Annotated in this window: 9 protein-coding genes; 5 read left to right on the plus strand and 4 right to left on the minus strand. The window is 40.1% G+C overall.

The window, feature by feature from the left end:
• Positions 1 to 86: 86 nt before the first annotated feature.
• The 5 genes from AWW68_RS14635 to AWW68_RS14655 all read left to right on the plus strand — a co-directional run bounded on the left by AWW68_RS14635 (position 87) and on the right by AWW68_RS14655 (position 5,645).
• Positions 87 to 1,373, plus strand: coding sequence for a citrate synthase (locus AWW68_RS14635; RefSeq protein ID WP_068222461.1), 1,287 nt, complete (start codon positions 87 to 89; stop codon positions 1,371 to 1,373).
• Positions 1,374 to 1,510: 137 nt separating this feature from the next.
• Positions 1,511 to 3,034, plus strand: a complete 1,524-nt coding sequence (locus AWW68_RS14640; protein WP_068222463.1) for a carbon-nitrogen hydrolase family protein — start codon at positions 1,511 to 1,513, stop codon at positions 3,032 to 3,034.
• A 117-nt stretch (positions 3,035 to 3,151) separates the two neighbouring features.
• Positions 3,152 to 3,598 (plus strand): hypothetical protein, encoded by a 447-nt coding sequence (locus AWW68_RS14645; protein ID WP_068222468.1) that lies wholly within the window; start codon positions 3,152 to 3,154, stop codon positions 3,596 to 3,598.
• A gap of 77 nt (positions 3,599 to 3,675) precedes the next feature.
• Complete coding sequence (locus AWW68_RS14650) at positions 3,676 to 4,215, plus strand: inorganic diphosphatase (RefSeq protein WP_068222472.1); 540 nt, start codon at positions 3,676 to 3,678, stop codon at positions 4,213 to 4,215.
• Between the two features lie 170 nt (positions 4,216 to 4,385).
• Positions 4,386 to 5,645: an aminotransferase class V-fold PLP-dependent enzyme gene (locus tag AWW68_RS14655; RefSeq protein WP_068222476.1), complete on the plus strand. Its 1,260-nt coding sequence runs from the start codon at positions 4,386 to 4,388 to the stop codon at positions 5,643 to 5,645.
• A gap of 3 nt (positions 5,646 to 5,648) precedes the next feature.
• On the opposite strand, the gene AWW68_RS14660 is transcribed toward AWW68_RS14655, so the two are convergent.
• The 4 genes from AWW68_RS14660 to AWW68_RS14675 all read right to left on the minus strand — a co-directional run bounded on the left by AWW68_RS14660 (position 5,649) and on the right by AWW68_RS14675 (position 13,924).
• A complete protein-coding gene (locus tag AWW68_RS14660) occupies positions 5,649 to 8,561 on the minus strand; it encodes a T9SS type B sorting domain-containing protein (protein ID WP_068222478.1) in 2,913 nt (970 codons plus the stop codon).
• Between the two features lie 224 nt (positions 8,562 to 8,785).
• Positions 8,786 to 9,739 carry a methylenetetrahydrofolate reductase [NAD(P)H] gene (metF, locus tag AWW68_RS14665; RefSeq protein ID WP_068222481.1) on the minus strand — a complete coding sequence of 318 codons (954 nt, stop codon included), beginning with the start codon at positions 9,737 to 9,739 and terminating at the stop codon, positions 8,786 to 8,788.
• A gap of 37 nt (positions 9,740 to 9,776) precedes the next feature.
• Positions 9,777 to 12,914, minus strand: coding sequence for a vitamin B12 dependent-methionine synthase activation domain-containing protein (locus AWW68_RS14670; RefSeq protein WP_068222484.1), 3,138 nt, complete (start codon positions 12,912 to 12,914; stop codon positions 9,777 to 9,779).
• Entirely contained in the window at positions 12,914 to 13,924 is a 1,011-nt protein-coding gene (locus AWW68_RS14675; protein ID WP_068224177.1) for a homocysteine S-methyltransferase family protein, read from the minus strand. The genes AWW68_RS14670 and AWW68_RS14675 overlap by 1 nt, the downstream gene beginning before the upstream one ends.
• Positions 13,925 to 13,928: the final 4 nt, after the last annotated feature.

Below are 13,928 nucleotides of genomic sequence, written 5' to 3' on the forward strand. Positions count from 1 at the left end.
AACAAGAATTTTTTTTCATTGTTAATTAGAGTAAATTCGCTCACTCATTCGAGCCGCAGAAAAAATAAGTTAACTCAAACCTAGAAATGTCTAATACAGCAGAAATTAAAGTTGACGGGAAGTCTTTCGAACTTCCAGTAGTAGAAGGAACAGAAAATGAAAAAGCGATTGATATCTCTTCTTTAAGAGGTTCTAGCGGAGTAATTACCATTGACCCAGGTTTCAAAAATACCGGTTCAACCACTAGTGCCATTACTTTCCTTGATGGAGAAAAAGGAATCTTAAGATACAGAGGTTATTCAATTGAAGATCTTGCAGAGAAGTCTACTTTCCTTGAAGTAGCCTACTTACTCATTTATGGCGAATTACCTGACACTGAAACTTACAACAAGTTTGTATCGGATATTACCAACCACACGTTGGTACATGAAGATGTAAAGAAGATCTTAGAAGGTTTCCCTTCTACAGCTCACCCTATGGGAGTTCTTTCTTCATTGGTTTGTGCACAAACGGCCTTCTACCCTGCTTCTCTAGATCCAAATAGAGCGGCTACTGAGGTAGACATGAGCATTATCCGTTTGATTGCTAAAATGCCAACTTTCGCAGCTTGGTCTTATAAAAATCAAATCGGACACCCAGTAAACTACCCGGATAACAAATTAGATTACTGTGGCAACTTCTTGAAAATGATGTTTGCTAACCCAGCAGAGGCTTACGAAGTAGACCCTGTGGTTGCAAATGCACTAGATAAATTATTGATTCTTCACGCAGATCACGAGCAAAACTGCTCTACTTCTACTGTAAGAATTGTGGGTTCATCTCACGCTAGCTTATACGCTTCTATCTCAGGTGGTATTAATGCCCTATGGGGACCATTGCATGGTGGTGCTAACCAAGCGGTTATTGAGATGTTGGAGAACATCAGAAAAGATGGTGGAGATACTAAGAAGTGGATGGCTAAAGCGAAAGACAAGAACGATCCGTTCCGTCTAATGGGCTTCGGACATAGAGTTTACAAAAACTTCGACCCAAGAGCTAAAATCATCAAAAAGGCAGCTGACGATGTGTTAGAGAAGCTTGGTGTTCAAGATCCCGTATTGGATATTGCTAAAGGCTTGGAAGAAGAGGCATTGAACGATCAGTACTTTGTAGATAGAAAGCTCTACCCTAACGTAGACTTCTACTCAGGCATTATTTACAGAGCATTAGGTATTCCTACCGACATGTTCACCGTAATGTTCGCTATGGGTCGTCTACCTGGCTGGATTGCTCAGTGGAAAGAAATGAGAGAGAACAAAGAGCCTATCGGAAGACCAAGACAGGTTTACACTGGTGCTAATTTGAGACCTTACGTTTCTTTAAGTGAGAGATAAGCTCTACTGAAACATGATATTTTTAAACCCGTCTTTTTTTGACGGGTTTTTTTGTACACCATTGTTTGTTAATTTATTGATTCTGCCAGCCGACCTTGGCCTATTATAGGTCGAACATTGTAAAGGATTTATTTAATATGGATAAGACATTTCAAAACATTGAGCTATCATTCCTTAAGATAGAAGACTATCAGGAATTGAAGGCTGCCATGATCAGTGCTTATTCTAGTATGCCAGATGCATATTGGAAAGAACATCATATTCAGTCTCTACTCAATAAATTTCCGGAAGGGCAAATTGTGGTGAAAGTAAATGGAGAGATTGCCGGGTGCGCGCTATCCATTATGGTAAAGTCTAAGAGCTTCAAAGAACAACACACTTTCAAGCAGGTTACAGGAAATTATACTTTCAGCACCCATAGCTCCAATGGAGACCTTCTATATGGTATTGAAGTATTCATTCTACCTAAGTTTAGAGGCATGCGCATTGGCCGTAGAATGTATGACTACCGTAAAGACCTTTGCGAGCGGTTGAACCTTAAAGGAATAGTGTTTGGTGGCAGAATTCCTAACTACCATAAGCATGTAGACGAATTAAGCCCTAAAGAATACATTGAAAGGGTTAGGTTGAAGGAGATTCACGATCCGGTATTGAATTTTCAACTTTCTAACGACTTCCACCCTGTTTCTATCTTGAAAGGTTATTTGGAAGGTGATGAAGCAAGTGGAGAATTTGCTGTATTGCTCAGATGGGACAATATCTACTATGAGCCACCATCAAAAAGTGCCAAGATCACTAAAACGGTTGTTCGTTTGGGTATAGTGCAATGGCAAATGCGTTCTTACTCAGGGCTTCAAGAGTTACTTCAGAGTGCGGAGTACTTTATAGATGCATTGAGCGGTTATAAAAGTGATTTTGCCCTGTTTCCTGAGTTTTTCAACGCTCCGTTAATGGCAGAGTTCAACCACTTGGGCGAAGCCGATGCCATCAGAAAGCTAGCAGAATTTACGCCTGATATTGTCGAGCAATTTTCTCATTTAGCAGTTTCATATAACATCAATATTATTGCTGGCAGTATGCCTGAAGTGGTAGATGACAAACTCTATAATGTTGGCTATCTCTGTAAACGTGACGGAAAAATTGATCGTTACGAAAAGCTGCATGCTACACCTGATGAGAAAAAGGTTTGGGCAATGAGCGGAGGTTCAAAAATACAGACATTTGATACTGACTGCGGAAAGATTGGGATTCTAATCTGCTACGATGTTGAGTTCCCTGAACTTTCTCGTTTGCTTGCTGATGATGGCATGGATATACTATTCGTTCCTTTCCTAACTGATACACAGAATGGATATTCTAGAGTGAGACATTGTGCTCAAGCTAGGGCCATAGAAAATGAGTGTTATGTTGCCATTGCTGGTAGTGTGGGCAACCTACCAAATGTTCATAATATGGATATTCAGTATGCACAATCTATGGTGTTTACTCCTTGCGACTTCCAGTTCCCTACAAATGGAATTAAAGCAGAAGCAACACCAAACACCGAAATGATTGTAATTGCCGATGTTGATGTTGATTTATTGACCGAACTGCACAATGTTGGCAGTGTTAAAAATCTAAAAGACAGAAGAACCGATATATTTAGTTTAACGAAGAAGTAGTCTGCTTTTAACGGTAAAATGAAGGCTACCTTGTAGGCCACAATAGCAATTCACCCAAAAGTATGAGTTCGATTATTCGCAATTTCTCCTTCTTCACAAGCTTAAAAAATTGAGACAATGAACTGGAAAAAAGGACGTGGCAAACTCGGAATTTTCGAACCACTTATGGGTGAATGGATTGCTGAGGAAAATAGTGACGACAGACCGAAGCTTAGCTGTAAAAGAAAATTTACCAAAACGCTTCAAGGTAAGTATGTAGAATTACGTGCTCATTGGAAGTCTGATAACCTTGATTATGAAGACCTTACCCTATTTGGAGTAAACAGAGATAAAGAGGTCAACTTCTGGTCTTTTCAATCGGATGGTAAGCAAGCCCTTGGGCATTTGGCCACTGCAGAAGACATTCACCCAGAAGCTTTATGTTTTGAAGCACAAATGCCAGGCGGATATGCACGACAAGTCTATTGGCCAGATGAACATGAAGGTTTTCATTGGGTAGTCGAGTCGAAGACTAAAAAAGGCTGGAATCGCTTCGTGCATCATCATTATTTACCTTTTTCGTAATACAGTCTTAACCTAAACTGTAAAGAATAGTACTCACTTTTTTAACTCAATCCTTACCTTTGCGAAAAGGCATAAAAATGATTGATAAGAATAATCCTTGGCACAAGGTTCCGGTTGGTGAAGATGCCCCAGATATTGTAAATGGCATTATAGAAATTCCTCAAAATACACGAGCAAAGTATGAGCTAGATAAGGAAACTGGCTTGCTCAAAATGGATAGAGTAATTTACTCTAGCATGTATTATCCACATAACTATGGTTTCATTCCTCAAACATACTGTGACGACAATGATCCCTTAGATATTTTGGTTTTATCGCAGATCTCTATTGTTCCAATGTGTTTGGTTGAAGCAAAAGTTATTGGTGTAATGCGCATGTTAGATGGTGGTGAAATGGACGATAAAATTATAGCTGTAGCTAACAATGACATGTCTGTTAAACACTTCAATGATATTTCGGAACTTCCTGCACACTATATTAAAGAGATGAGAAACTTCTTTGAAGACTATAAGAAGTTAGAGAACAAAACAGTAGCTGTAGAAGAATTCCAAGATGCTCAAACGGCTAAAGACATTATTAGAAAGAGTATCGCAGACTACAACAAGAAGTTTCAGTAACAAATAATTGATTCGATATAAGGCTGTTAGATATTCAGATCTAACAGTCTTTTTTATGCACTAAACCTTGATAATCAGGTGTTATTAGTGAACTGTAACACCTGGCTAACCAAAAAATATTTGTCCAAATTTTCAATTAAGACTATCTTCTTGCTCTAAAAACAGAGCTCATGGACAAGCGTACTTTTCTGAAAAACCTGATGGGTGCCTCTTTGGCAACTACTCCATTCTTTCGAGAAATACGGAAGCTCTCAGATCACTATGCTTGTCAAAGTGAGGCAGAATTTGCACAGAACGAAGATTTCTGGGCCAAGATTAGACAAGATTATCTGCTTAAACCCGAATATATTAATCTGGAAAACGGCTATTACTGCATGCTGCCACAGCCAACTTTGGAGCGGTATTTAGAAAGAATTCGAGAAGTAAACTACCATGCCTCCTATTATATGCGTACCGTGCAATGGGAAAACAAAGCCAAATCTGCTGAGGCATTGGCTAAGCTGGCGCATTGTAAGAGCGATGAACTGATCATTACCAGAAATACTACGGAGTCTTTAGACACAATCATCCAGGGCTTTCCTTGGAAGCGTGGTGATGAAGCAGTTATGGCCAATCAAGACTATGGTGCCATGCTGAACATGTTTAAGCAGGTACAATCTAGACAAGGCATTGTATTAAAGGCAATAGACATTCCGATGAACCCATCTAGAGATGAGGTGATTGTTGACGCATACAGAAAAGCCATTACACCAAAAACCAGACTATTAATGGTTTGCCATATGGTGAATATTACTGGTCATATTCTTCCTATCAGAAAAATTTGTGAGATGGCGCACAGCATGGGAGTTGAAGTAATGGTTGATGGAGCCCATGCCTTTGCACATCTAGACTTTAATATCAAGGAGCTAAACTGCGATTACTATGGTACGAGTTTGCACAAATGGCTGAGTGTTCCTCTTGGTGCTGGTTTTCTATATATCAAGAAAGAACATATTGATAAAACTTGGCCACTGATTGCTGAAGGCAAAACCCAGCCTGGTGAAATCAGAAAACTTAACCATACTGGTACTCACCCAGTAGCCACCGACCTAACTATTATGGACGCCATTGAATACCATAATATGATAGGCATCGAACGGAAAGAAGCCCGGTTGAGGTATCTTCAAAACTATTGGGTTGATAAAGTAAGAGGCATAGAAAACGTTGTGCTCAATACTCCTACTGATAAAAGTCGATCGTGCGCTATTGCTAATGTAGGAATCAAAGGGATGAAGCCTTCTGAAATGGCTCGATCGCTAATGAATGATCACAATATATGGACAGTAGCTATCGATGGTGTGGGTGTTCATGGCTGCAGAATAACCCCGAACTTATATACAACTACAGAGGAACTAGACAGATTTGTAGAAACCATTAAAGAGATGGTTTAGGTCTTAACGAACCAACTTAATAGTACCTTTCTTAGAGTAGAAAACCTGCTTATTGTCTATTAAACCTGAATAAACAATCTTATAAGGATATTGCCCAGAAGGCCATTCTCCGCTACTATTACTTCCATCCCACACCTCGTTAAAATCCTTAGTATAAAAGATTTGACCGCCCCATTTATCGAAGATGTATAACTCATAAGAATAAAGGCCTCTTGCCATTATTTCGAAAGTATCGTTTATACCGTCACCATTGGGAGAAAAAGCATTAGGAACACTTACTACAGGTTTACACTCGTTTAATACCTGAACAAATGCTCTATTAGTGCATTCGCCTTTTGACACTTCAACCCAATATTCCCCAACTTGATTGACATATATTTCTTTACTAGTTTCTCCAGTAGACCATGTAAAACTAGGACTCTGAGCGGTTGACTCAGGAATGAGTACTATAGTATCGAATCCATCGCAAAGGGTTCGTGTATCTACGAGTGATAGCTCGAACTGTGGGTCTACCTGCAAGTTTACGGTATCGGAAGTTTGACTTATACAACCATCTGACACAACGTTGAGCCAGTACTTTCCAGTTTTACTAACAGTGATTTCCCTATCTGTCATTCCATTAGACCAAAGATTACCTGTTGCCTGAGAGGAGCGCAAGACTATCTGTTCACCTTCGCATATTACAGTAGACCCGATAACCGAAACAACCGGCTTATCGGGAACAGGTTTAATCACTACCTCAACATCTTCAGACACAATACCTTCACCACATTCAGAAACCTGAACTACATTGTAAACACCTGCCTCCTCTACTACCAAGCTATCTCCTTGCTCTCCGTTAGACCATAACATGCCTCCCTTTAAAGAAGAATAGAGAGTTACAGATTCACCAAAACATAGCGTGGTAGATGCTGAACTAGTAATGATTGGTTGAACGGTTGGCTGAAAAACAATAACCCTGACGGTATCAGAATTTTCACTTTCACAGCCAGATGGAGAAACTTGTTTTACCCAATATTCACCTGGTTCTGTGACAATAATGCTTTTAGAGTTTTCACCGTTAGACCAAATATTATTAGAATCTATACTTGAAATAAGCTCTACAGAATCCCCTTCACAAATCTCAACTACCTCATCACTTACATTTAGTTTAGGTGTTTCTGGTGTGCTTCCTCGGCTTACGAAAATCTTTGCTTCACTAAAAAAACCACATAAATCAGTAACTCTGAGCGTAATATCGGTTTGCCAGTCTTGTGAACCTACATATTCTATTATGACTTTACCTATATCCTCATGTATACTTAACCGTACATTACTGCTTTTCAGAAATGTGTTATCACTGATATCAATATTATATTCAAGGGAGTTAACATCTTCATCAGAAACCCTAAAAGGTATTTCAATTCGCTCCTGATCACAGGAAATATGTTCTTCTTCATAATCGAATATTCTAGGTATTTCATTCTGATAATTAGCTACAAAATAATCTCCTGTTCCATCTGTATTTGTAAGCACGAGTTCATCGCTACCATCTTCACTATTTCCTAGATCTAATGTATTGAAGAACTGTCCATAAATAAAGTAAGAACCACAAATGGGAGAATTAACCACTCCCATATTCATTTCAACCCTGGTATTTCCTCTTCTCTTTACAATTCTTCTTTGACTGTAATCTCCGGTAACAAGGAATTCTAGAAACCCAAAGTATTGTTGATTTCTGTTGAACGTTTCCTCCTCATATATTTGATCACTACCACTATCGCTATAGGCCACATTAATTGGTCCATCGGAGCTAAAAATGAGAACAGGCATTGTTAAATTGCCCATGCCATTTAGGTCTAAATATTTGTCGAAATCCATCTGTCTTTCTACCAATACCCTGTCCATAGATGAAGCTCTTTCAACATCACCATCTTCATTGAAAATTATGAGATGGGTTAAATAACCCTCTAAGTCTGCACCTCTAGAGAATACATCTTCTGCTCCTATAATTTCAGGACTTTCTCCTTCAACATACTCATGAAAGCTAGTCTGGAAAGCTACTTTCCCATCTGGAAGGACCACAGGGTTGGATGTATCGGCTTGATAATAAGCCAAAGATCTAGACCAAACTAAATCCAAATTGGAATCTAACTTTACTAAAATTCCATTGGATCTGTTATTCTTAAAGTTCAAGTTGGTGCCTAGGCTTGTGGTTTCATTTAAGTTAGCGTAACCTGTTAAATAAATGTCGCCAGAGGGAGCCTGAGCCAAGCCATGCAATAAGAAGGATCGCACACCGAAATTAGCTCTATTCTGTGTATGAGCAGAAAATGACTTTTCCTTTACTTTCTGCCAGTTTGAATCAAAAAAGGCTAAATTTTCTCGTAAGTAAAGTTCATCTTCCAGATCGTCCACAACATTACCCTCCACCCCATACAGAAAGGCAAAACCGTTATCGTTGGTTAAGTGAAACTGGAAGAACCCCTCGTATACTTTACCTTCTGTTGAAAGCACAGTAGGTTCTAAAAAATTGCCTTGTGAATTGATTTTTAATATAAGAATGGCACCAGCACTTTCTGTTGTTCCACTAAAAACTTGCCCATCAATGCTTAAAAATGGATTTCCCTCCCCGGTAAAGACCAAGTAACCAGAACCTTCAGAATTAAACCTCATGGTTCTGTAAGTCATTCTAGTGGAGATAAGCTTTGAAAAAACTACTTCCCCCTTAGAGTTTATTTTAAGCAAATTCAACCCTTCACCTAATGAAACTGTCCCCTTAGAGTCGAAATAGGATCCGTCTTTATAATCTACTATTAAATAGAAATCTCCATTAATATCAGATTCCCCATCGATAAAATTAGATACCGTACCAAGGTTATCAGTTGGTGCTACATTATACCAATTTAATGACTGCCCTTTTGATGATTGATTCATCAAGATAAAAATGAACAGACACAATATGGTGGCTTTGGGTAGCAAAAGAGTTATTTAATTAACGCAAAATTGAGCATAAAGAACAATCTTATACAAAACCACCTGTAGCACAATTTGTTAACCATCCATATCTGAAGTGCTCACCCCATTACCTTTTTACAGGGAGCTACCCTAGCTATCTATTATTTTAGCTTAAGCGTGAATGACATTCTAACTCGTCTCAGTTAAAACAATGCCTCAGCAATTCTTCTTACTACTTGGCTCTTACTCATGGTGTAGTAATGAAGGACAGGAACTCCAGCTTCCATCAATTCTTTTGATTGTTGAATAGCCCACTCAATTCCTACTTCTCTAGCACCAGCATTGTCTTTACACTTGTCTAAAGCATCAACCAAATCATCGGGCAAGTCTACATGGAATATACTTGGCAAAATATTCATGTGCTTGAGTGTAGTAATAGGCTTTAAACCTGGAATGATAGGCACATCGATTCCATTCGACCTACACTTGTCGACAAAATCGAAGTACTTTTTATTGTCGAAGAACATTTGAGTAACAATATAGTCTGCCCCTTTCTCTACTTTCTGTTTCAGGTATTTCATATCAGACTTCAGGCTAGGAGCCTCAAAATGCTTTTCCGGGTACCCTGCCACTCCAATTGAAAAGTTAGTCGGGTTACGCGTGACTTCTTCATGCAGGTAAATCCCCTGATTCAGTTCATTCACCTGATCCATCAATTCTGTCGCATAAGAGTGCCCATCTGGATCTGGCTCAAACCGACCTTCTGACTTAATGGCATCTCCTCTCAGCACTAAGATATTCTCTACCCCCAAGAAGTCCAGGTCAATCAATGCGTTTTCAGTTTCCTCTTTATTGAAACCACCACAAATGATATGAGGTACAGGATCTATCCCATACTTATTGAGAATAGCGGCACAAATACCGACTGTTCCAGGTCTCTTTCTGGTTGTCACTTTCTCCAGAAGACCATTTTCACGCTTCTTATACATGTATTCCTCCCGATGATAGGTAACATCTATAAAAGGAGGTTTGAACTCCATTAGAGGGTCTATTGCATCAAATATGCTCTGTACACTCTCCCCTTTTACTGGAGGTAGAATCTCAAAGCTAAAGAGCGTTTTTCCTTCTGCGTTTTTAATATGTTCAGTGACTTTCATTTCTTGGTTAATTAGTGCTTAGTACTCAGTGCCTAGATTAAACATCGTAAGACAAGTTCGGAGCTAGCCATTTTTCGGCTTCTTCAATAGTCCAGCCCTTGCGTGTGGCATAGCTTTCAACTTGGTCTTTTTCTATTTTACCTAAACCGAAGTATTTGGCTTCTTCATGCATAAAATAGAAGCCAGAAACCGAGGCGGCAGGATACATTGCGTATGACTCCGTTAGGCTAATTCCAGTGTTCTTTTCTACTTCAAGTAAATCGAAAAGAATTCCTTTCTCTGTATGCTCAGGACAGGCTGGGTATCCTGGAGCAGGACGAATCCCTTGATAGTTCTCCTTAATCAGAGACTCATTATCGAAAGATTCACTCACGGCATAGGCCCAAAGCTCCTTCCTCACCTTTTCATGCATCAATTCAGCGAATGCCTCTGCCAAACGATCGGCAACAGCCTTAATCATGATGGAGTTATAATCATCATGGTCCTTCTCGTAAGCCTCTAGCAATGGCTCAATTCCTATTCCTGCGGTTACGGCAAAACCTCCAATGTAGTCTTGGCCTTGGCCCTTTGGAGCCACAAAATCTGCTAGAGATAAATTTGGGATACCATTGCCCTTCTTGCCTTGCTGGCGAAGCATATGGAAAGTTTTGAGCACCTCAGTTCGTGATTCATTGGTATAAACTTCAATGTCGTCTCCGATGGCGTTTGCTGGGTAAAGCCCAACGACTGCATTCGCAAACAGTAAGTTCTTCTCAATAACTAACTGAATCATTTTTTGTGCATCAGCATATAGCTTCTTCGCTTCTTCACCTATCACTTCATCTTCAAGGATTCTTGGGAACTTGCCCTTAAGCATCCATGTACTGAAGAATGGAGTCCAGTCAATGTATTGACTTATTTCTTCAATTGAGTAGTCATTAAATACCTGATTGCCTAAGACTTGTGGCTTCACAAACTCTTTAGTTGACCAATCGATCTTAACTCTGTTCTCTTGAGCTTCCTTCAGAGAGATATAGTTCTTGATTACCTTGCGGTTTGCGTGATCTTCTCGAAGCTGGGCGTATTCATCTTTCACTCTCGTGTAGATGTTGTTATAAGTTTCTTTACTAATCAACTCACCAGCTACGGGCACCGACTTTGAAGCATCTAGAACATGAACCACAGAACCAGAATAAACCGGGTCAATTTTTACAGCGGTGTGAATTCGGCTAGTAGTAGCACCACCAATTAGAAGTGGAACTTTCATGCTTCTACGTTCCATTTCCTTGGCAACGTGAACCATCTCATCAAGTGAAGGGGTAATCAGGCCACTTAGACCAATACAGTCTACCTTATGCTCTATGGCCGCATCGAGAATCTTATCTGCCGGGACCATTACACCCAGATCGACAATATCGAAGTTGTTGCAAGCCAACACCACTCCTACAATGTTCTTACCGATATCATGGACATCACCTTTTACTGTGGCAAGGAGAATCTTCGCAGAACCTTCTTGCCCCCTCTCGTTCTCCCCCAAGGTGGGAGATGCTTCTTCAACAATCTCCCAAAGTGTATTGGCAATGACTAACTTGGTTCGTTCTAATTGAGAAACTACTTCGCGGTTTGTGAAACGGATTACCTTAAACCCTTGAGATTCCAACCATTCTGTTCTGAACTGATCATTGTCTTTTACTTCAGGCAATTGATGAATAGAACCATCGATCTCAATCACCAATTTCAACTTAAGGCATACGAAATCAGCGATATAGTGACCGATTATATGTTGTCTTCTGAATTCAAAACCATCAATTTGACTATCTCTTAGGTTTGCCCAAAGTATCCTTTCCGCTTCAGTTTCATTCTTTCGTAACTCGCTTGCAAATTCCTTCAACTTGGTATAAGTATTAGGGTCAGCGGTTTGGAAAGAAGGCGAATCTCCTTCCCCAGTGGGGAAGGTCGGGATGGGGCTTTCACTCCTTGCAGCTCTCTTTTCAGCCTCCAAATATGGTAACAGATAGGCCACCGCTTTTTTCATTACTCGGGCGCTTTTAACTACCTGAGGCAGGAACATTTTCCCTGAACCGAATAAGTCGCCAACCACATTCATTCCGTCCATCAATGGCCCTTCAATTACATGCAGTGGCTTTGGGTATTTCTTTCTGGCCTCTTCCGTATCATCATCAATAAACTCTACTATTCCCTTTACTAGGGCATGCTCAAGCCGTTTTTCAACTGATTCTTTTCTCCAAGCATCATCTTTTACCAGAGTTTTCCCTACCCCTTTAACGGTTTCAGCAAACTCTAATAATCTTTCTGTGGCATCATCTCTTCTATTCAAGAGTACATCTTCCACCCTTTCCAATAATTCCTTCGGAATATCATCGTAAACTTCCAACATAGTTGGATTTACAATGCCAACATCCATTCCTTCTTTAATGGCATGATATAAAAAAGCCGAATGCATGGCTTCACGAACGGGGTTATTCCCTCTGAATGAGAAAGATACATTACTTACTCCTCCGCTCACATGAGCACCTGGAAGGTTCTCCCTGATCCATTTGGTTGCCCTAAAGAAGTCTACCGCGTTGTTATTATGCTCTTCTATTCCAGTAGCTACTGGGAATATATTCGGGTCGAAAATGATGTCTTCCTTCGGGAAGCCAACCTTATCAACTAGTACATCATAAGACCTTTTACAAATCTCTATTCTTCGCTCATAAGTGTCTGCCTGTCCTTTTTCATCGAAGGCCATAACCACAGTAGCAGCACCATATCGCTTAATTTTTTTCGCATGTTCAATAAAAGCTTCTTCACCCTCTTTCAAAGAAATGGAGTTTACCACCCCTTTGCCTTGAATGCATTTTAGACCAGCTTCAATGATTTCCCATTTGGAAGAATCTATCATGATTGGAATTCTGGCAATGTCTGGCTCAGCAGCAATGAGGTTGAGGAACTTCACCATGGCGGCCTTTCCATCGAGCATACCTTCATCCATGTTGACATCTAGAATTTGTGCTCCACCTTCAACCTGATCACGTGCAATTTCTAACGCTTCATCATACTTCTCTTCCTTAATGAGCCTTGCGAAACGCTTAGAACCCGTTACATTGGTTCGTTCCCCAACATTAACAAAGTTGCTTTCAGGAGTAACAATCAGTGGCTCTAGGCCGGATAATTTTAGGGTTACTTGGCTCATTAAATTGTAGCTAAATTTTTAATTGATCTTGGTGAATGCTTCGCAGCTTCTTGCGCAATGAGGCGAATGTGATCTGGTGTGGTTCCGCAACAGCCTCCAACTATATTTAAGAAACCAGACTTGAGAAAATCGCTGATTTGAGCCGCCATTTCTTCTGGTGTCTCATCATACTGGCCGAACTCATTAGGTAAGCCTGCATTCGGGTGCGCACTGGTATGAAATGGAGCTTTGTCTGAAAGCGTTTCCAAATAAGGTCTCAGCTGGGCAGCACCTAAGGCACAATTCAGCCCAATAGAAAGAATTGGTATATGAGAAACAGAAATTAGGAAAGCCTCGGTGGTTTGACCAGAAAGCGTTCTTCCGCTGGCATCGGTAATGGTTCCAGAAACCATAATAGGAAGCTTAAAGCCTTTTACTTCAAATACATTCTCTATGGCAAAGAGAGCAGCCTTAGCATTTAGAGTATCGAAAACGGTTTCTACCAAAAGCATATCTACACCACCTTCAATTAAGGCTATAACCTGTTGCTCATAAGCCTCAACTAATTCGTCAAAGGTTATGGCTCGAAAACCAGGGTCGTTTACATCTGGAGAAATAGACGCTGTGCGATTGGTTGGGCCAATTGAACCAGCAACAAATCGTGGTTTCTCAGGTTCACTAGCGGTTATTTGGTCTGCTACTTCCCTGGCAATCTTAGCCGATTGAAAGTTGATATCATAGACAGCATCTTCTAAGCTATAATCTGCTTGAGCAATTGTAGTACCGCTAAATGTATTGGTTTCAACAATATCTGCCCCAGACTCAAAATAAAGCCTGTGAATATCTTTGATAATATCTGGTCTAGTGATGGAAAGTAGATCGTTATTTCCCTTCAACGGATGCTGATGATCCTTGAACCTTTCTCCTCTAAAATCTTCTTCAGTAAGCGGATGCCGCTGAATCATAGTGCCCATAGCACCATCTAAAACCAAGATTCTTTGCTTAAGTATTTCTTCTATGTTGTAAGCCATGCTT

Source organism: Roseivirga spongicola, from assembly GCF_001592965.1.
Taxonomy (GTDB): domain Bacteria; phylum Bacteroidota; class Bacteroidia; order Cytophagales; family Cyclobacteriaceae; genus Roseivirga; species Roseivirga spongicola.

What these genes read in the sequence shown, in the direction of transcription:
- AWW68_RS14660 (WP_068222478.1), bottom strand. Translation starts at nt 8,561, where the DNA reads ATGAATCAATCATCAAAAGGGCAGTCATTAAATTGGTATAATGTAGCA.
- AWW68_RS14640 (WP_068222463.1), top strand. Translation starts at nt 1,511, where the DNA reads ATGGATAAGACATTTCAAAACATTGAGCTATCATTCCTTAAGATAGAA.
- AWW68_RS14645 (WP_068222468.1), top strand. Translation starts at nt 3,152, where the DNA reads ATGAACTGGAAAAAAGGACGTGGCAAACTCGGAATTTTCGAACCACTT.
- AWW68_RS14655 (WP_068222476.1), top strand. Translation starts at nt 4,386, where the DNA reads ATGGACAAGCGTACTTTTCTGAAAAACCTGATGGGTGCCTCTTTGGCA.
- metF (WP_068222481.1), bottom strand. Translation starts at nt 9,739, where the DNA reads ATGAAAGTCACTGAACATATTAAAAACGCAGAAGGAAAAACGCTCTTT.
- AWW68_RS14635 (WP_068222461.1), top strand. Translation starts at nt 87, where the DNA reads ATGTCTAATACAGCAGAAATTAAAGTTGACGGGAAGTCTTTCGAACTT.
- AWW68_RS14650 (WP_068222472.1), top strand. Translation starts at nt 3,676, where the DNA reads ATGATTGATAAGAATAATCCTTGGCACAAGGTTCCGGTTGGTGAAGAT.
- AWW68_RS14675 (WP_068224177.1), bottom strand. Translation starts at nt 13,924, where the DNA reads ATGGCTTACAACATAGAAGAAATACTTAAGCAAAGAATCTTGGTTTTA.
- AWW68_RS14670 (WP_068222484.1), bottom strand. Translation starts at nt 12,914, where the DNA reads ATGAGCCAAGTAACCCTAAAATTATCCGGCCTAGAGCCACTGATTGTT.